Origin of the sequence: Glaciimonas sp. Gout2 (assembly GCF_035018905.1) — a bacterium.
GTDB lineage: Bacteria > Pseudomonadota > Gammaproteobacteria > Burkholderiales > Burkholderiaceae_D > Glaciimonas.
In genome coordinates this window covers 118,125-138,603 of record NZ_JASJXA010000005.1, presented here as the reverse complement: position 1 = coordinate 138,603, position 20,479 = coordinate 118,125, and the positions used below count along the sequence as shown (strand labels likewise).

16 protein-coding genes are annotated in these 20,479 nt (G+C 50.0%); 1 reads left to right on the top strand and 15 read right to left on the bottom strand.

Going from position 1 to position 20,479, the window contains the following annotated elements:
• Positions 1-37: 37 nt before the first annotated feature.
• From QN379_RS05975 to QN379_RS05935, 9 genes are all read right to left on the bottom strand, one after another.
• Positions 38-397 carry a sarcosine oxidase subunit delta gene (locus QN379_RS05975; protein WP_322237184.1) on the bottom strand — a complete coding sequence of 120 codons (360 nt, stop codon included), beginning with the start codon at positions 395-397 and terminating at the stop codon, positions 38-40.
• A 72-nt stretch (positions 398-469) separates the two neighbouring features.
• Positions 470-1,714 carry a sarcosine oxidase subunit beta family protein gene (locus tag QN379_RS05970; protein ID WP_322237182.1) on the bottom strand — a complete coding sequence of 415 codons (1,245 nt, stop codon included), beginning with the start codon at positions 1,712-1,714 and terminating at the stop codon, positions 470-472.
• Between the two features lie 116 nt (positions 1,715-1,830).
• Positions 1,831-3,210, bottom strand: a complete 1,380-nt coding sequence (locus tag QN379_RS05965; protein WP_322237179.1) for an L-serine ammonia-lyase — start codon at positions 3,208-3,210, stop codon at positions 1,831-1,833.
• A 586-nt stretch (positions 3,211-3,796) separates the two neighbouring features.
• Positions 3,797-4,684, bottom strand: a complete 888-nt coding sequence (gene purU / locus QN379_RS05960; RefSeq protein ID WP_322237177.1) for a formyltetrahydrofolate deformylase — start codon at positions 4,682-4,684, stop codon at positions 3,797-3,799.
• Positions 4,685-4,855: 171 nt separating this feature from the next.
• Positions 4,856-6,058 carry a formaldehyde dehydrogenase, glutathione-independent gene (gene fdhA / locus QN379_RS05955; RefSeq protein WP_322237175.1) on the bottom strand — a complete coding sequence of 401 codons (1,203 nt, stop codon included), beginning with the start codon at positions 6,056-6,058 and terminating at the stop codon, positions 4,856-4,858.
• Between the two features lie 195 nt (positions 6,059-6,253).
• Positions 6,254-7,168, bottom strand: a complete 915-nt coding sequence (locus QN379_RS05950; protein ID WP_323506247.1) for a choline ABC transporter substrate-binding protein — start codon at positions 7,166-7,168, stop codon at positions 6,254-6,256.
• A gap of 344 nt (positions 7,169-7,512) precedes the next feature.
• On the bottom strand, positions 7,513-8,643 hold the full coding sequence (locus QN379_RS05945) for a GlxA family transcriptional regulator (protein ID WP_322237173.1): 1,131 nt from the start codon (positions 8,641-8,643) through the stop codon (positions 7,513-7,515).
• Positions 8,644-8,716: 73 nt separating this feature from the next.
• On the bottom strand, positions 8,717-9,649 hold the full coding sequence (choW, locus tag QN379_RS05940) for a choline ABC transporter permease subunit (protein WP_416186819.1): 933 nt from the start codon (positions 9,647-9,649) through the stop codon (positions 8,717-8,719).
• Positions 9,642-10,832 (bottom strand): glycine betaine/L-proline ABC transporter ATP-binding protein, encoded by a 1,191-nt coding sequence (locus QN379_RS05935; RefSeq protein ID WP_322237170.1) that lies wholly within the window; start codon positions 10,830-10,832, stop codon positions 9,642-9,644. Before QN379_RS05935 ends, choW begins: the two co-directional genes overlap by 8 nt.
• 626 nt (positions 10,833-11,458) lie before the next feature.
• On the opposite strand from QN379_RS05935, the gene QN379_RS05930 reads away from it, so the two are divergent.
• Positions 11,459-12,361: a TorF family putative porin gene (locus QN379_RS05930; protein WP_322237168.1), complete on the top strand. Its 903-nt coding sequence runs from the start codon at positions 11,459-11,461 to the stop codon at positions 12,359-12,361.
• A 148-nt stretch (positions 12,362-12,509) separates the two neighbouring features.
• Here the strand turns inward: QN379_RS05930 and QN379_RS05925 are convergent, their stop codons facing one another.
• From QN379_RS05925 to QN379_RS05900, 6 genes are all read right to left on the bottom strand, one after another.
• Positions 12,510-13,388: a glycine betaine ABC transporter substrate-binding protein gene (locus QN379_RS05925; RefSeq protein WP_322237166.1), complete on the bottom strand. Its 879-nt coding sequence runs from the start codon at positions 13,386-13,388 to the stop codon at positions 12,510-12,512.
• Positions 13,389-13,715: 327 nt separating this feature from the next.
• Positions 13,716-14,921, bottom strand: a complete 1,206-nt coding sequence (locus QN379_RS05920; RefSeq protein WP_323506246.1) for an FAD-binding oxidoreductase — start codon at positions 14,919-14,921, stop codon at positions 13,716-13,718.
• Positions 14,922-14,997: 76 nt separating this feature from the next.
• Positions 14,998-16,296 carry an aromatic ring-hydroxylating dioxygenase subunit alpha gene (locus tag QN379_RS05915; RefSeq protein ID WP_322237164.1) on the bottom strand — a complete coding sequence of 433 codons (1,299 nt, stop codon included), beginning with the start codon at positions 16,294-16,296 and terminating at the stop codon, positions 14,998-15,000.
• Positions 16,297-16,377: 81 nt separating this feature from the next.
• Positions 16,378-17,211 carry an electron transfer flavoprotein subunit beta/FixA family protein gene (locus QN379_RS05910; RefSeq protein ID WP_323506230.1) on the bottom strand — a complete coding sequence of 278 codons (834 nt, stop codon included), beginning with the start codon at positions 17,209-17,211 and terminating at the stop codon, positions 16,378-16,380.
• Positions 17,208-18,485, bottom strand: coding sequence for an electron transfer flavoprotein subunit alpha/FixB family protein (locus QN379_RS05905; protein ID WP_323506229.1), 1,278 nt, complete (start codon positions 18,483-18,485; stop codon positions 17,208-17,210). The genes QN379_RS05910 and QN379_RS05905 overlap by 4 nt, the downstream gene beginning before the upstream one ends.
• Positions 18,486-20,462, bottom strand: coding sequence for a (Fe-S)-binding protein (locus QN379_RS05900; protein ID WP_323506245.1), 1,977 nt, complete (start codon positions 20,460-20,462; stop codon positions 18,486-18,488).
• Between the last annotated feature and the right edge of the window lie 17 nt (positions 20,463-20,479).

Here is a 20,479-nt window from a genome sequence, read left to right as displayed (position 1 = left end):
TTGGTGTCCAACTTACTATCCACCTTGGTTACGGCGTTCATACTGCGCTCCCCGCTGCTGTCGACGTCACAGTCGACGCTGCTACCGATGCCACTGCTGCAATTTCTTTACCAACAGATGCGCCCTGATGAACAACACCATCACCAAACTTGCTATATCCCAAAATTTCATACGTGACCGTATCGCGCTCAGCCATGAACCAGCGACGACAACCCTGGTTATGCACCCATTGTTCACGGTGCACACCGCGTGGATTTTTGCGCATGAACAGGTAGTCGCCCCATTCTTTATCAGTTAAATTCTCTGTATTTAAAGGGCGCGCAATATCCGCCTCACCACCGCAATGAAATTCGCTCTCTGCACGCGGCCCGCACCATGGGCAAGTGATCAATAACATGGTATTTCTCCAGAATCTGTCTTTTATAATGGGGTATGCTTTATTCTTCTCGTCGGCATTGTTGCCAAGCGTTTAATGTGCAACCGCTGCAGCGCCATGCTCATCGATCAGATGGCCGGTATAAAAGCGATCCAACGAGAATGGTGCATTCAGCGGATGCGGACTATCGTTAGCGATGGTGTGGGCAAACACCCAACCTGATCCTGGCGTGGCTTTAAAGCCGCCGGTTCCCCATCCGCAGTTAAAGTACAAACCCTTAATATCGGTCAGCGAGATAATCGGGCATGCATCCGGCGACACATCCACAATGCCACCCCATTGCCGATTCATGCGAACCCGGCTCAACACCGGAAACATTTCCACAATTGCCTGCAACGTACTCTCGATGGTTTGATAGCTTCCACGCTGGCCATAACCGGTGTATTGATCGACCCCCGCGCCGATCACCAGATCGCCTTTATCGGATTGACTTAAATACGCGTGGACGGCGTTCGACATCACAACCGTATCAATGATTGGTTTAATTGGCTCTGATACCAACGCTTGCAGCGGATGGCTTTCCAGCGGTAATCTGATTCCAGCCATGCTGGCAATCAAACTGGAACTACCCGCGGCCACTACCGCTACTTTTTTAGCCTTGATAAAGCCCTTGACTGTTTCTACCCCGGTCACCGCACCGTTTTCACGACGGATGCCGGTCACGCCGCAGTTCTGCAAAATATCGACGCCGCGTGCATCCGCACCCCGTGCATAACCCCACGCCACCGCATCATGGCGCGCCACACCACCACGCCGTTGAAACGATGCGCCAAGTACTGGATAGTGGCTATTCAAGTTAATGATCGGAACGATTTCTTTCACCTGCGCTGGTGTCAGCCATTCAGCGTCAACGCCGTTAAGACGATTGGCATTAATCCGACGATCGGTATCGCGTACGTCTTGCAAGGTATGCGCCAGATTCATCACGCCACGCTGGCTGAACATGACGTTATAGTTCAAATCTTCGGAAAGGCCTTCCCACAACTGCATGGCTTTTTCATACAGGCCCGCAGACTCATCCCACAAATAATTTGAACGTACGATGGTGGTATTACGAGCCGTATTGCCACCGCCGATCCAGCCTTTTTCGATCACCGCAATATTGCGCAGACCGTGTACTTTTGCCAGATAATAAGCCGTCGCCAGACCATGACCGCCGCCACCAATAATGACAATGTCATACTCAGTTTTTGGCTCAGGGCTTTTCCAGGCCCGCTGCCAGTTTTCATGGTAAGAAAGTCCGTTACGGATCAAACTGAATATCGAATAATTACGCATGATTTTCCTAAAAGAATGCGGGTGCTGTATAAAATATGGATAACTGGTTTGGATGATCGGATAAAATTTTTAAACTTGATGATGTATGCTGAATCAGCCTTGATGATCACGATTGGTCAGCATTCAATCACGTTGACCGCCAGTCCACCACGCGATGTTTCTTTATATTTGGTCTTCATATCAGCACCGGTCTGCATCATGGTTTTGATCACTTTATCTAGCGATACATAATGTTTGCCGTTTCCGCGTAACGCCATTCTGGCAGCATTGATGGCCTTGACCGCGCCCATCGCATTGCGCTCAATGCAAGGGATTTGTACCAGCCCGCCAACCGGATCACAGGTCATACCAAGGTTGTGCTCCATCCCGATTTCGGCTGCGTTCTCGATCTGCTCTGTCGTACCGCCTTGCACTGATGCAAGCGCACCCGCCGCCATCGAACAGGCAACACCGACTTCGCCCTGACAGCCAACTTCTGCACCTGAGATAGAAGCGTTTTCTTTATAGATCAATCCAATCGCGGCGGCCGTCAGCAAGAAAGTCATCACGCCATCAAGATTGGCACCCGGCACAAACTTGATGTAATACTGCAACACTGCGGGAATGACGCCTGCCGCACCATTGGTCGGTGCCGTGACGATCCGCCCGCCCGCAGCGTTTTCTTCATTGACAGCCATCGCATACAGATTCACCCAATCCAGCATCGAGAGCGGATCATTAAGTGACTCTTCAGAGCGATTCCGAAGTTGCTGCGATAACTCATGCGCACGACGCTTAACGCGCATCGGTCCGGGCAACTCGCCATCAGTGGCGCAACCACGCTTAATCGCACCAGCCATCACATCCCAAATACCAAGCAACTTGCTGCGCACTTCCTCTGCGGTGCGCCAATACTTTTCGTTTTCCATCATCAATTGCGCGATGGTCAACTCTTTTTCCCTGCAAATCCGCAGCAGGTCATCTCCAGAATGAAACGGATGGGCCACATCTGGCCCGTTCACCTGCACGCCATTGATCGGCTGCCCTTCCTGACTGACGACAAAGCCACCGCCAACCGAGTAATACTCCTTTTGCGCAAGCACTTTTCCGCTGGCATCCATGGCCAGAAAGCGCATGCCGTTTGGGTGTTGCGGCAACGATTCACGGCGAAAAAAGAGTAAATGCTCTTTTTCACTTAACGCTATCGGGTGCGCACCGTTGAGCAGCAACTGTTTAGTCCGACGTATCTCGGTAAGGCGCGGCTCGACAAAATCCGGGTCTATCTGATCGGGCAAATAGCCCTCCAGCCCAAGCAACACTGCCTTGTCGGTGCCATGGCCTTTTCCCGTTGCACCAAGCGATCCATATAACTCGGAGCGTATTGCACTGACCGCTCCCAACAAGCCACTCTGTTGCAAATACCTGGCAAACCGCGACGCGGCGATCATCGGCCCGACGGTATGCGAGCTTGATGGCCCGATACCAACCTTAAAAAGATCAAAGGTGCTAATGCTCATCGCGTGCTTGTAGAAAAGAAATCATTGAAACTATTTTCCAGAACGTGCATCACGACTCCCTTGAAGTAGATACGATATGTTGGAATAACGACCGTCTAAACCCGGCGAAACAACCGCCGCCCCTTGGCAAACCTCAACCAACGCCTAGGTTTGATGCGGTTACGCAGTCCGCTTTTCCTTGACCCATTCTTGATCCAACGGAACGACCACTATTTTCCAAAGATGACAGGCGTTTGTATTTTTCCGACACGGATGTCGTAATTGGTGTGATTTGCGGTGATTTTGACAATCTGGACGATGTGGACAAAAAATGGAGAAATATGCATATTTGCGCGGTATGTCCACCGACATATGCACTGAGATGCGCTTCTGCGTGTTAAAAGCCTCCCATTGCCTTCCGGGACTTACTCGCAAGAGCGCCGCCAGCAATCTTCCTTGCGTGAGACCTAAATGGCACGCTGCTGGAAGTAGCGACGTACGTACAGAGATTGTTTCAATAAAAAAAATCAACCCTGATTGCTGACCGATCCGCTCCGTAAAACTAACAACGATTACTCCAAAGAAACACGCGTACCCGTAACTGGTCCTACTGCAAAATCACCGTCCGATTGGCATTGACGAATAACCTGTGTTCAATAAAATATTGTACTGCCCGCGACAATGCCAGACACTCCACATCCCGCCCGACAGCTAACAATTTTTCTGGCGTATAAGTATGGTCGACGCGCTCCACCGCCTGCTCAATGATCGGGCCTTCATCCAGATCATCGGTGATGAAATGAGATGTCGCACCAATGAGCTTGACGCCGCGTTGATATGCCTGATGGTAAGGTTTAGCGCCTTTAAAGCTGGGTAGAAAAGAATGGTGAATATTGATCGCCTTGCCACGCAATGTCGCACTCGTTTCCTCTGAAAATATTTGCATATAACGCGCCAACACCACCAGCTCTGCTCCGTAACCCGCGATCAACGCTAACACTTCACCCTCTTGCTCTGCCTTGGTTTCCTGGGTAACCGGCAAATGATGGAAGGGAATATTGTGCGCCGCCGCCAGCGGTGCAAGATCGGGGTGATTAGATATGATCGCGGTGAAATCCATCGGTAACTCGCCCATTTTCCAACGGAACAGCAAATCAGCCAGACAATGATCTAACTTTGACACCATGACGACCACTTTCGGACGATGGTGCATATCGTGAATCTGCCAATGCATGCCAAATTGTTCCGCTATGACGGAAAAATCTGCGCATAAATGTGCATAATAATCCGCACGTAAACGCTCCTGCTGAAGAGATTCGTCCTCGGGCGCGCGGAAGATACATCGCAGAAAAAAGGTACGAAAATCATCATCGTCAAAGACTGCAATTTCAGCAATGTAACACTGTCGATCTGCCAAAAATTTGACGACGGCAGCGACCTGACCAACCTCGCTTGGACAGGACAAAGTAAGGCCGTAAGTCGGTGTATTTTTCATCAAAAACCTCTTATCGTGCATGACAACTTAATTTAAAAAAACGCATCATTTAATCAACAAAGCCGTCAATCAAAAAGAGCTTGATCACGTCAAGTCGATCAAGCTCTTTTTTTGGAGCATAAAGATGCTGAAGACATTATCTGCTAATGAGCGGATCTCGCCAATCCATCATCAGGCCGCACGTTTGATCAAATTATGTGGATCAATGACAAACTTTTTCGGAGCACCTGCATCGAACTGTTCGTAGCCTTTTGGAGCACTATCCAGCGTGATGACTTCAACACCGACAATGTCTGCTATCTTGATCCGATCCCATAAGATCGCCTGCATCAATTGCCGGTTGTACTTCATTACTGGCGTTTGACCGGTGTGAAAGCTATGCGACTTTGCCCACCCTAAACCCAGGCGTATGCTAAGACTGCCTTTTTTAGCGGCCAGATCAGTTGCACCAGGATCTTCAGTAACGTACAAGCCGGGAATACCAATCTTGCCAGCAACCCGTGTGATTTCCATCAAGGAGTTGAGTACGGTAGCTGGCGCCTCTTCCTGTGCACCAGCATGCCCATGACCACGCGCTTCAAAACCAACACAATCAATGGCGCAATCGACTTCGGGCGTTCCAAGAATTTTTTCTATCTGATCGCTGAGTGTGGCATCGAGCGATAAATCGACGGTTTCAAAACCGACATTGCGCGCATGGATTAAACGCAAAGGATTCACGTCACCCACGATCACTACCGCTGCGCCTAATAATCGTGCAGAAGCTGCCGCGGCAAGGCCGACCGGCCCCGCCCCGGCCACGTACACCGTAGTACCGGGACCAACACCCGCAGTGACCGCACCGTGATAACCGGTTGGCAAAATATCAGATAAGCATGTCAGATCGCGGATCTTTGACATTGCCTGATCCTTATCGGGAAAGCGCAATAAGTTAAAGTCGGCATACGGCACCATCACATATTCTGACTGACCGCCAATCCAGCCACCCATGTCGACGTAGCCATAAGCGCCGCCAGCACGGGCGGGGTTGACTGTTTCGCATACGCCAGTGTGTTGCTCCTTGCATGTCCGACAGCGGCCGCACGCAACGTTGAACGGCACTGATACCAAATCACCCTTTTTCAGCGTCTCCACGTCCGAACCGCATTCAATCACTTCACCCGTAATTTCATGTCCCAATACCAAGCCAGTTGGTGCGGTAGTACGACCGCGCACCATATGCTGATCTGAGCCACAAATATTGGTGGAAATAACTTTTAAAATGACGCCATGCGCAATTTTCTTACCTTGGGGATTATCCAGCTTTGGAAACGGAATGGAATGTACTTCTACCTTGCCGTCACCGACATAGACGACACCGCGATTTTCTGACATATGATCTCCTCCTGATTAAAATCAGAGTGTATATTTCCGTTAAATTGGGTCGCTGATACCGCCAAAAAATAAAATTCGGCGACCAATTCTTCCGGAGCGTTCTCCGCCTCCCTCTCCGCCACGCTTGTCGTTATATTTTTTCTTGATAACGGCAATGCAAGCGACAGAAAGGGGAAACAAATAATGATTAATTTCTCACAAGCCAAGCGCTGCCTTCACAGCTGGCAAACCCTCTTTTCCATCAAACGTTTTCACGCCCATTAACCACTTTCTGAGGACGTCAGGATTCTTTTTTAGCCACGCCTTGGCTGCTTCTTTCGGGTCGGTTCTTTCCATGATCGGTAGCATCACCTGATTTTCCATGTCAGTCGTAAAGTGTAAATTTTGGGCTAGTTGATCGGCATTGGGACAACGCGCCTGATAGTCCGCAGGAAGAACTGTAAAAACTTTGGCTTCACCATAATTTGGTCCAAACACATCATCACCACCGGTTAGAAAGTTGATCTTTTGTTGAACGTTCATTGGATGCGGTTCCCAGCCAAGAAATACGATCCATTTCTTTTGTTTAACCGCACGACCAAGTTCGACCATCATTCCCGCTTCACTGGATTCAATCAGCTTGAAACTTTTCAAGTTGTATTCGTTTTTTCCAAGCATTTTCAATATCACCGCATTGCCATCATTTCCAGGTTCGATGCCGTAAATTTTTCCGTCCAGTTCTTTCGAATACTTTGCGATATCAGCGAACGTTTTTAGACCAGCGTCATAGACGTAACTCGGTACAGCGAGCGTATATTTCGCGCCGGTGAGGTTCGGGGCGGCCAAAACTTTAAGCTTATTGTCTTTCAAAAATGGTGCGATCATCGGGTCCATCGTTGGTGACCAATAACCTAAAAATATATCAATCTGCTTATTTTTTATACCGGCAAAAGTGATCGGTACCGACGCGATGGTTTTGGTTGTGTGATACCCCAAAGCGTCATACACGACCGATGCCAAACCGGTTGTGGCGGCGATATCGGTCCATCCGACATCGGCAAATCGAACATTTTGGCAAGCTTTTGCCTCGCTTGCCGATGCTACATTTGTTAACATCAAGGGGCTAAGCATCCCTACCGCAGCAACACGAGCGATCACCTTACGATTAAAACATTTCATTGCGTTTCTCCGAACAAAGAACTGGCATGCCGAGTATAAAAACTGGCAACAAAAAGATGCTTTTCTATTTCTTGATTTAACGATTAACGCCTTATGCAATTCATTGCAAGTAGCGGCGCAAGATTCAGTATGTTTCTTAGAGCCCTGGATCAGACATCGTGTATCAATCAGGGATTTGTCACCATAAGTAATTATTTATTGCCGCACATCAGCTTTAACTCTTCAATAGTATGCCGCCGTGCAATACCTATAAATTACACTCCGCAACCCGTGCGACGTGGATAGATTGCGACATCCTATTGTCTGTCTGCGTCAAATACCTTTGATGCTGCGGCGGCGCCCGAAGCATCCAGCTCTTCACGCGGAAGCAAATGATCGGTGGCGGCAAGAAATGGATGATGTAAATGACGTTCACTACTCGGTGATCGTCCAAACTGATTGCGGTACGCTTTACTGAAGTGGCAGGATGATTGAAATCCACAAGCCACGGTGACGCTCATGATTGACATGGCAGTCTGAAGCAACAATTCACGGGCGCGCCGCAAACGTAGTTGCAAATAATAATGCGTTGGTGTGACATCAAGATAATATTTAAACATACGCTGCAACTGACGCTGGGAGAGCCCCACCAATCGCGCGATTTCATCGAAAGACAAGGTCTCCTCGATATGCGACTCCATCAGGCGCGCCACTTCAATTAATTCCTTGCGACTAAATCCCAGGCGCGCCGCAATCGGAATATGTTGCTGATAATTGCTATCGCGTATTCGTTCGAGAATGAATTGCTCTGAAATTTCTGCAGCCAGCGTCTTGCCGAAGCTGGTGGCGGTCAGATGCAGCATTAAGTCAATTGGGGCGGTGCCACCGGAGCAACTCAATCGATCCCGATCAATCGAAAATAATCCTTCAGAGAAGAGGACTTTAGGAAATTCCTCACGCAACGCAGAAAGATTTTCCCAATGAATCGCACATTGATAACCGTTCATCAATCCGGCTTTGACCAACGCATAGCTGCCAGTGCATATACCGCCAAGCTTGACGTGGCTGCGAGCCAGCTTCAACAGAAGCGCACATAGTTTTTCATTGACGGCGTCATGAATATGGACACCGCCACAGACAAACAGAACGTCTGGAATACCCGCCTGTTCCAGAGTCTGCGTCGGCGACACTGGCAAGCCATTGCTGGCCGGTACGGGGCGGCCATCCATGCTGATGACAGACCAGCGATAAAGTGGTTGACCGCTGATATAGTTCGCCATACGTAAAACTTCGATCGCACTCGAAAAGGCAATCATGGAAAAATTCGATAGCGTCAAAAAACCAAAATGCGTGGTGTTGCCAAATTTTGATTCGCCAGTGTGACTGTAAGCAGCGGCTAATGCCGCAGGCTGGGACAAAACTATTGCGGGTACTTGTTGCGACGCCATGTGATCTCCATCCGACATCCGATCTGGACGCGAGGGAAATCCCTCGCGCATTCAAGCAATTCCCAGTCTTTTATTATGGCAATTGGGTCAACTGGACACCGGCTGTCTCGCCGCTTTCCGAAGATGCCCGATGCTTGCTAAACATTTTGCGCAACTTAAAGAATCGCTGTACCTTGCCAGCTTCAGGCGTGGTGCCAAAACTTTCAGTAATCCGATCCAAAATAATCGCCAACAATACCACGCTCAAGCCACTTTCAAATCCAAGGCCAATATCCAGCCGTTGAATACTCGCCAACACATCGTTACCCAATCCACCCGCACCGACCATTGATGCAATAATCACCATCGATAACGCCATCATAATCGTTTGGTTAATTCCTGCCATGATCGATGGCAAAGCATTTGGAAACTGTACTTTATAGAGCAATTGCCAAGGCGTGCAACCAAAAGCTTGCCCTGCTTCAATAATCTCATTATTGACATGACGAATACCAAGCGCGGTTAAACGAACGGCTGGTGGCATGGCAAAAATGACGGTCGAAATAATACCTGGTACTCGCCCCAGACCAAACATCATCGCCGCTGGAATCAAGTACACGAATGCGGGCATCGTTTGCATCAGATCGAGTATCGGACGCACAACCATTGCCACCCTTTTGCTATTTGCGGCCCATATACCCAATGGAATGCCGAGCGCTAAACTAATGAGCGTTGCAGAAATGGTCAATCCCAACGTCACCACCATCTGATCCCAAAAACCGGTACCAATGATGACCAGGAAGGCAATTAGCGTAAATAGTGCAAACTTGAAGCCAACCCGCCACACACCCATCACAATAAAGAAACCTACCAAAACCCAGATCGGTAGTATTTGCAGACCATGTTCGATGGATTCGGCAAACCAGCTGATGGCGCTGCCAAAGGCGTCAAAACTGTTGCCGTGTTTGTCAAGAATATAGTGGACGCCGTGATCGACCCAACGTCCGAGTGGAATAGTGTCAGACATGAGAGCCCTCCGGTTTGGATAGTGCTTGAAGAATCATGGATTGACTGATCGCGCCGCAATAACAGCCATTTTCGTCGACTACAGGAAGTGGAACCGGACTGGCGATCAATTTCCCCATCACCACCCGAAGTGAGGTGCGATAGTGAATCTGTTCAACTTTTTGCAATGTCAACGGCTGCATCACGCCGCTGGCATCGGCAAAACCGCGTGTAGGAACGATACCCTTCACCTTGCGTGCGTCATCCACCACGAAGGCAAAGTCGGACCCGCTGCTTGCATATAAATGGGGATTTACTTTTAGCTCATCGGTGGATTTTATTAACGGTATCGTATTTGATTGCATGAGATCGCTGGCGGTCAGATAGCGACTGGTATCAACGCCGTCAAAGAAAGCGCGTACATACTCTTCTGCCGGATTATCGATAATTTCCTGCGCCGTACCGACCTGCACCAAACGCCCGCCTTCCATAATCGCGATACGAGAACCGATCCGAAACGCCTCTTCCAGATCGTGTGAGACAAAAATAATCGTGCGGCGTTGCTCTTTTTGTAGTTCGAGCAAGACGTCCTGCATCTCTTTACGCTTCAAAGGATCAAGTGCGGAAAATGCTTCATCCATGATCATCAGCGACGGATTCACCGACAGCGCCCGCGCCAAACCGACCCGTTGTTGCATGCCGCCCGATAACTCGCATGGCAGTTTGTTGGCAAATGACGCTAGGCCGACCTGCTCCAGAACCTTCATCGCCTGACGTTCACGATCCTTCTTTGGAATCCCCGCAACTTCCAGACCAAAGGCGGCGTTCGACAGTACAGTCCGATGCGGCATCAATGCAAACGACTGAAACACCATGCTCATGTCACGTCTGCGCAAATCGATCAGTTCCGCTTTAGACATCGCGGCAACGTCCTGACCGTCTACCCAAACACTGCCCGCGCTCGGATCAACTAATCGGTTTATCAGGCGAATCAACGTTGATTTACCAGACCCGGAAAGCCCCATTAGTACGAAAATCTCACCCTCTTGCACTTCGAAGGAAACATCCTGTACACCGACCACTTGTCCGGTCTCAGCAAAAATCTTATCCTTTGAGTATCCTTTTTTAAGCATACTTAGCGCTATCTCGGGCGTGTTTCCAAAGACTTTGTAGAGATGGTCAACGACCACTTTTCCTGATTTCATCAATTGCCTCCTGATCGATCGTTCGCTGCTACCGCGCTGTAGTACTCGTCAACGGTAGATGTCATCACTTGGTACTGTCTTCACTTACTTTGGCGAGCGATCGCCGATATTCTTTTGAAGCTGATCCGATTCAATCAGCGCTTCAACATTGTAGTTAACAATAGATTAACCCATGGATTAACCCATGCATTAACGGCGCATCAAAAGCGCGTTCAAGACGCGTTGTAAGTTAGTACCATAGTCGCCAGAAAGGTTTTGCGCCGGATGAAAATTTGCGACAACCACTTAATCAAAAACGACGGCGCCCCTGTCGCGCGAAGACCAATGCAGGTTTACCTGTCTGCGCGCAGCGAATAGACATTTCAACATTGTCGTTATTGCACTATTTTTAGTCGCCATCGCTTTAAAAAAACGACCAACTTCCGTCGTTAAAAGACAATCAATGCTCCGCCTCTCAATAGGCCAGAACGACGCCCTGATGTCCTGTCGTAATTCCATCACTTTTGGTCGTATTTACCAACCCTTAAATAGATTCATGGCAGCAATAATTAGCGCGTTGATGCGAAGGTTGGTCCCGTCGTCTTTGCAACCATCACATCGGGCTAATTTATAACGGAGTGTTATCTATGCTTAAAAAATCATCTCATTCTTTAATTTCACCAAAATCGACTTTATTTTTAGTAGTCGCTGCCGTGGCGTGCGGCTATCAAGCTCCGACAATGGCCCAGACGGCACCGAATAGCGCTGCAATTATGCCGACAACTACAGCGCCGGTAACGACCGATACGCCGCAAGCAGCAACGCTTCTCGCATCTCCTTGGACCGCTAACCTTACGCTGGCCTCACAATACGTGTCACGTGGGTTCCGGCAAACCTGGGGCAAGCCAGCCATCCAAGGTGGGATCGACTATACCCATCCCAGCGGATGGTCGGCAGGAACCTGGATGTCAAGCGTAAGCGATCACTTCATTGAAAACGGTACGGTCGAATGGGATTTATATGGCGGCTATTCCGGCACCGTCGGAGATGTTAGTTATAGCGGCCTGATTTACTATTACCTTTATCCCGGCGCAGAAATGTCTTTCGCTAAGACTAAATATAACTATGGGGAAGCAGTTGCCTCGGCCACCTATAAATGGCTTAACGTTAAATACTGGCTCACCTACACGCCGACTTATTTTGGCTATGACAGCAAGACGCTGGGCGTTGGTAATAACAAAAATAGTCAGGGCTCCGGTTATCTCGACCTCAACGGCAACTTCGATCTGAGTAACGGCTACAACCTGCTATTACATTACGGTTATGAGCGGGTCCAAAATTTTTCAGCCTATAACTTTCAGGACACCCGAATTGCAGTGTCAAAAGTGCTTGATGGCGGTTGGACGCTGACCGGCGCTTATACCAAAGGCTGGGCCAAAAATGGAATTTACGCACACTACACCACCGGCGCATTAAATTCTGCGGGAGCGGCAGAAGTATCAAATCCGTTAGCAAGCACGTTTTTGGTCTCCGTCACCAAAACGTTCTAATTTCAGCTTAGCCGAAATACCCGTTCCATTTTTTTACCTGCGTGGTTCAGACAAGCTAACGCAAAACGCGCCATCCTGATGAGGGATGACGCGTCCTGGTTAATTTACAGCTAAAAGAAAGTCCCAATATGACCAAAACGACCCTAGGTTAGTTTGCTACCTGCAACCATTCCTTCACACGCTCAGGATGCGCAGCAACCCATTTATCTGCAGCAGCTTCTGGCTTTTCACCGTTTTGTACAGCCAACATCACGCTATCGATCTCGCCCGGCTTCCAGGAAAAATTCTTTAACAGATCATTGATCGGTTTCGCCTTAGCCGCCAGGCCCGGGTTTGCGACGCTATCTACATGTTCTGCGTCACCAAACACGTTCTTAGGATCCTCAAGAAACTTCAATTTGTACTTGGCAAACATCCAATGCGGAATCCAGCCGGTCACGGCGATCGGCTTGTGTGCGCGAATGGAGCGGTCCAACTCGGCTGTCATTGCACTGCCCGAACTTGCCATCAACTTATAATCCAGCCCGTAATCCTTAATTGCCTGTTCGGTCTTGATCATCACGCCAGCACCAGCATCAATTCCGACGATGCGCCCGTCAAAAGCTGCTTTTTGTGCCTGTAAATCACCGACCGTTTTTGCCGTCACGTATTCCGGCACAATCAGGCCAATCTTGGCACCATGAAAATTAACACCCAGATCAACGACCTTATCTTTGAGTTTGTCGTAATAAGCACCGTGTGTTGCTGGCAGCCATGCAGACATGGTGGCATCCAGATCTCCCCGCGACACGCCTTGCCACATCAATCCAGCATCAACAGGCACCAGCTTGACCTCATACCCAAGATTTTTTCGCATTATCTGCGCCGCGACATAAGTGGTGGCAACACTATCTGACCAACCTTGGACATAGCCAATATTGATAACCGGTTTAGTGTCTGCAATGGCTAAGCCTGACACAGCCGTGATTCCTAAACCGAGGCTCAGCCAACACAGCTTGATTAACAGAGAGTTTGAATGCAGTTTCATTGAGAGCCTCTTAAAAGTGAAATGAATAACGTCATAAAATTTTTTGGACGAATCAGATTTCAAAAACATTTACTTTCCGTCATGTTAATCATCGTCTATCAGACAGCTCACAAGTACGCAATTTGCGACAAAATTTGGCTCAATTACGACGCTATTTAGCGGTTCAATAATAGATAATCCAACGCGTTGCAGATCTAGGTTCTTAACACAACAAAGGCACAAGCTACGTAAAAGAATCACTAAAAATCAGCAAACATCGGGAATAGTCAGAACCAATCAGAATGAATCTCCTGTGACACCATCAACAACGCCTGCATCAACCGATTATTATTTATCAATCACAAGATCGGTCAATGGTTTGCTACAGCAAAGTAGCACCATTCCCTGATCAATTTCGCGCTGACGAATGCCGCCCTTGTGTTGCATCGCGACCTGCCCTGAAATTAACTTCACCTTGCAGGTTCCGCACATTCCCTGCGCGCACGAAGAGGCAAGCCGGACGCCGGTAGCACGCGCCGCTTCCAGCACATGTTGCTGCGCGCCGCAGACTATTTCGCGTGCACTCTTTTGAAACATGACTTTAAAACTCGTCACTTCCGGCGATTTGATCAGCAAAGCCAATGCGGCAACTTCGGTGGAAGGCGGCGATATGGCGAGTTCTAATTCGGCATTGGGGGCGGCCTCTTGGTGCGCCTCCAGAACTGCTTCCAACACTCCCTCTCGAACCTCTTCCGGCAGATTTTCGAATGAAAAACTTTCTTCGTGATAATGCTGCCGTTCAAATCCCGCGGCGTCCAGCATGCTGCGCACCGCCTTCATATAAGGCGCGGGTCCACAGACAAAAATTTCACGCTCCATAAAATCAGGGGCCATCAATGTCAATGCGGATAACGACAACATGCCGGTCGGGCCATGCCAATCACGCCGTGCGCCCAGACGCTCACAAATAAAGCATGTACGGAAATTTTGCTGACTGCTGGCAATCAAAGCCAACTCGCGTTCAAAGATAATGTCGTCCGGCGTGCGAGCGCTGTGAATGAACGTGATGTCGCGGTCATCCGACAAATCAAAATGGGTACGCGCCATTGACATCAATGGCGTAATACCAGAACCGGCAGATAGAAACAGATATTTATCGGCAGGAAAAGTGACGCAGGTGAACTCGCCAGCGGCACCCAACACACGCACGTTGTCGCCCGCTTTCAGATTGTCGTGAAGCCAGTTTGAAACCGACCCGTTAGGAACGCGCTTCACGGTAATCGACAACGTATGCGGTCGTGTCGGTGTCGAAGAGATGGTATAGCAACGGTTAATCGTTTCGCCCTCAATCTCCAGTTCCAATGTAATAAACTGGCCGGGTCGGAACGTAAAGCCGCTGTTATCTGGCGTCGCAAAAATAAAACTTTTAACGTCATGCGTTTCCACGCGTATCTGAATACACGTCAGCGTTTCCTGAATATCGCTATTCCAAGGCGGTGGTAGCGCATCCCAAAAACGCTCGCTGTTGATTCTTTGCTGACTATTTTTCTGCATAACACCCTCTGGAAAATCTAGTTTCACAGACGTCAGCTTATCCACACACATTTCCATGGCCTGCTCCGGCGATACTTTAAGATTTGATCGATTTGATGAATGTGATCGGCTCAACCGAATCAGACGAGTCTATTACATCAATTGATTCGGTCAGGCGATCGATATACCATTTGCAAAACTTCTCCACCAATCCTTCTGTATAAGGCGAGTACGGCCCCGGTTGATACGCATCACTATTGGCACCCTTTTGGGATAACTCGACCAACATCTTGTCCTGATCATTGGTAGCGTTCCAGACGGCCGTCAGGTTATCCAGCTGATAATCGATGCCTTCACGGGCATCTTTTTGAACGAGCCATTTGGTGCGCACCAGCGTTTTTTCAGCCGAAATGGGGAACACAGAAAAACTCACAATATGGTCACTCATGAAGTGATGCCAAGAATTGGGTTGTGTCCAAAATGACAAGCCACCCAAATCTGCACGGTCAAAATCGCCTAGCAGAATGCCGGAAGCCACGCGACCGTCCAATGTTTGTGATTCGCCCCCACGATCTAATGGCAACCGTTGCGTCCGAAAGCCGGTAATCAAATCGTCTAGCCGATCAATTTCTTGCGACGGCAAATTAGCGCTCTCCCACTGCGCACTACGTTCCGCAGCCAAACGCGTGAATTCTTCGACTTGTTCAATATTATTCGGTGACGGTTGGTAGCCGAAACCGTATTCAAATAACGATGCTGTCAACTCTGGATGGTTGGTCGCGCAGTGATAGCACTCGCGATTGTTTTCCATCGTGAGTTTCCAATTCGCATCTTCGATCAAGTCAACTTGCTTGGCGATTTTGCAGTCTTGCAATCCATGGGGAAGCAGATACGGCATCATCGCATCGCGCATCACCGAAAAATCCTGTGGCGGCACTTCGGCCAGACAGATAAAAATCAATCCTGCCAGATTTTCTACATGTACCGATTTTAGATGATGTTCGCTGTGCTTAAACTGATCGCCCATATGTTCGGCATAGATGAGTTCTCCGGTAAGATTGTAGGTCCATTGGTGGTAAGGACATACCAGATTGCCCACGGACCCTTTATGCTCTGAACACAACCGCGCACCACGGTGACGACAAACGTTGTGATGCGCACGTACCGACATATCGTCGTCGCGCAAGATCACGATAGAGTTGCGGCCAATGTCGACCGTCACATAATCGCCCGGCTCCGGAATATCCGGATCAATCGCCACCTGAATCCAGTGCTTGCTAAAAATTTCCTTGATATCAAGGTCAAAAATTTCAGGACTTAGATAAAAAGGCGCGTCCAGGCTGTGACCCTTTAGACGTTTGGTAATCAAATCTTGAATCTGTTTGGATACTTTCAATTTCTTCTCCATCTATGACACTTTTAGAACAACACGCTTACTAATACTGTCGCTGAAGAACAGCGCTGTCGGGCTTGAAGTTTAATAATCGACAAGGCGATGCTCCCGCAAATAGGTCAATATCGCCTGCGCTTTTTCACTGGCACTGCCTTCCTGAATCATCCTGCCGCCACGACTTTCAGCCACCGTCGCTGACAACATTCGGGCATGACCGGACCGCTTTTCCTGGGCGACCAGTTTTAACGGTCTGGCGGTGGCCGGTGACAAGCGCCACACTTGCTGCTGATCAAGGTTGTTTGTCACAGATGACAATTGTGTGCGTGTTTTATGACGGTCAATAGCACCACTTTGCAAGCTAGCGTGGGCATATCGCGCATTGGATGGCGCTAATGGATGCACGGTCAAGAGTGCCGGTAAGGTCACGGCGATTGCCCGACGACGCCCTTTGGGCAAAAACTGTTGCAACATAATGTCAGTCTTCACGTCATCTGAAGCGGACGCAGGATCAGGTGTGATGCCAAACACATCAGCGACGATTGGCAGCCCTAACTGACTCGCCAACAAGTACGGCACCATGCCCGATGCTTCGCCACCTTCAGCACAACTGCCGCAAAGAATCAGGTCGTAGTTTTCCAGCGCTTGTTTCAACACCGGAATAATATTCTGATCGTCTTCTAATGCAATGACTTTGACCGTTTTAGCGCCGAGCGCCAGATAATCCGATAACGCAGCATTGTCGGGATTGCCTGCATGAATAATATCCAAGCTGATGGCGGCAGTTGACTGCGCCAATGCGACCGCCATACTCATGGCGGCAGCATCATTACGGCTATAGCGCGCGATGCCGCTGACCGGATGACGGCCGACGGAAACCAGCACAGCCAACCTTTTCAAAGCACCCTTTTTGAGGCTCATGATGCGCTCCCTGTCCGAACCTTAATATTGCTAAGCGCAATGTTGCCGACCCCAACATTTCTGGCTTGTTTGACTTGTTCCAGCAAAGCCGTAATCACCGCATGCGCATCATCGATAATGCTGAGATCGGCACGCTTAATCATCGGCGCGCTTGCGTCCAGATTGACCGTAATCACATGACGACAATCTTTGATGCCTTGCAGATGCTGGACCGCACCCGAGATACCGAAGGCCAGATAGACGCTGGCGCTAACGGTTTTTCCGGTCGCACCAATTTGTTGGTCGCGACTGAATTTGCCGTCATCCACGGCAACACGGCTTGCGCCTACCGCCGCCTCCAACACAGACGCCAAACCATTAAAAGTCGCGACGTCATCGACACCATTCCCTGCCGATACGATAAAGTCTGCTTCATCGAGTGCCATTTGAGATGCCGCCAATACTTTAATGCCGTGGTCGCGGTATCGGGATGACTCTTGCGCAGAAACGGCAGCAGCGGCGCTCGCTGTAGCGATGCGCTTTTCGTCTAGTTCGCCACGCCCCAAAAATGGCAAACGCGTATCGACCGCATCGGGGGCCAACATAATGATGCGCGACAAATTACGGCGTGCCATCAAGGATTGTTGCTGGCGATAAGTTGCCAATCCGGTCGAGTTGATCTCGACGACATGCGTCGCAATGCCGCTATTGAAGTCATCCGAATCGCCAGCTTGGGCCAAAGCAGCGCCGAGACGCCTCCCCAAATCGCCGCCAGAAAGCGTGCAATCAGGAATGAAAATATGCTCAGGTTGCAGCGTATCGATCAGATGGCGTAACGCTGCCAGTTCTTGTTCCGGTGCAAAGAGGTGACTACCGTATTGCGGCAATACAATGACACGGTCAACACCCAAAATGGCGCTGGCATTGTTGCTGTCATCGTTGCTGTCATTGCCATCGTTAAATTCACCAAAGACCAGCAACACAACTTCAGTGACCGCATCGGCCAATAATGCCGCCGCCGCAATGACCTGCCGCGCATGCTCATCCAATGCGCCACGATCACTATGCGCCACGGCAAGAAAGGACTTGGTCGCCAACTGAGTGGAACGTAATGGCTTTGCCTGGTGATGCGCCTGTCCGCTAGCGATCAACGAAACATCCACCACATCGCCGATTTCGCCTTTTAAACCGGTACTGGAAAGACCCAGCACGATTCGCCTTAATCCCTCGGCTGTGACCGTAAACGGACGACGCGGATTTACCCGTTTGATAGCGTGATGCAAAGTCGATTCCATTTAAGCCTCCAAAGCTGCGGCAACCAGCTCGGCAATATCACGGATGTCAGGGCGCGGTCCGACGACGCCTTCCAGCATGGCGGTACAGTTTGGGCAACCCACCACTACGGTGTCGGCCTTTACCGCACGGGCGTCATGAATGCGAATGTCGGGTATCCGTTGTTTGCCGGGAATGTCAGTTAAAGGCGCGCCCCCGCCACCGCCACAACAACGGCCGCGCATGCCGTTGCGCTCCATTTCGTGCAATGGCAGTCCCATCAATTTAAGCAGTTCACGCGGAGCTTCAATCTCACCGTTGTAACGGCCCAGATAGCAAGGATCGTGATACGTAAATCTTTGATCGCTTTCGATCGAGACACGGGGAGTAATTTGTCCCTGTTTCGCCAACGCTGCCATGAACGTCGTGTGATGAAACACCTCGTAACGTCCGCCAAACGCCGGATATTCGTTGCGCAAGCAATGCATCACATGCGGATCAGCAGTCACGATGCGTTTGAACGACAGCGTCGATAACGTGCCGATCAGGCGTTTGGCGAGCGACTGAAAGGTTGCCTCGTCACCCAGACGTCGGGCCACATCGCCGGTATCTGTTTCCAGCGCGCCAAGAATGGCGAAATCCACAGCGCCAGCTTGCAACACTTTGACCAATGCTCTCAAGCTGCGTTGATAGCGCATGTCAAAGCCACCCTCGCCCACAATCAATAGAACATCAACCGATTTGCCGGGAGCAATTTGGGTGATGTTCAAATCGATGGACCAGTTATAACGCACGTTGAGATCAAAACCTCCCGCCGTGGCTGTTTCACGCAAATTGGCTAAAACCTCGGGTCCTTTCCCCGGTACCGCGCCGTCTTCCAGCGTCAGATTACGGCGCATGTCGACCACTGCATCTACATGCTCAATCAGCATCGGACACTCTTCAACGCAAGCGCGGCAGGTCGTGCAGGACCAAATCGTATCTGGTGAGATCAGCCCTGGGAAAATTGCCTTTTGCGGGCCGCCTTGATGCTGACCCAAAGGTATACCGGGATAAGGACTACCCGCAAAATGGGCATCGCTACCACCCGCCATGCCGAGCACCATGTCCTGAATCAGTTTTTTTGGGTTCAACGGCTGGCCAGCAGCAAAGGCCGGACAAGCGGCCTCGCACTTGCCGCACTGCACACAGGCATCAAAACTTAACAACTGGTTCCAGCGAAAATCCAGCGGTGTCCGCACCCCGAGCTCACCTTTATTCAATGCCAAAGGTTTGAGGGCTGTGGTCGGCACTCCGATGGTCGGCACTCCGATGGTCGGCACTCCGACTTTTGCCATTCCTGTGCGTGCGGCTTTTTGTTGAAACCTTTCCGGGCGTGGGTGAAATGCCAGATGCAACAAACCTGCCAACGCATGTTTCATCGGTCCGCCCCGACCAATCCCGACCGTCATATTCCAGGCACCAAACCCTAGCAGCAACACTGTCACCACTGCCGTCAATCCAGATACCACACCAACCGGCAAAATACCCATCAGCAATAGACCCAAAGCTAGCGCACCAAGTACCCAAGGCAAACGATTCCAGGCACCAAGCGAGAGTCGTGCAGGAGGTGTGCGGCGACGATGCCAGACAAAAATGACACCCACCAACATCACCACAGCAAATAAGGCAATCGCAGCATTTAAGAGCGGCCAATACAACATGAAACCGTAATTGATGGCAACCAGCGCCATGGCCGCAATTGCACCGCCTGCTGTCGCAATGTGGGTGCGCGCGATATACGGATCGCGGGCCACAACATGATGCAGGTCAACAAAATAACGCTTAGGAATCGCCAGCAACCCGATCCATTGCACCGGCGCGACTGCACCCTTGCGGCCAGCGCGCCACAACGTGGCCCTCCGCGTCAGACCGGATAACAATCCGACTACGGCTATCCAGAACAGAATAGTGATGATTGGATTGAGATGAACAATCGTTCCATTTCCGATCGGGCTCATGCTGATGAATGTTGATG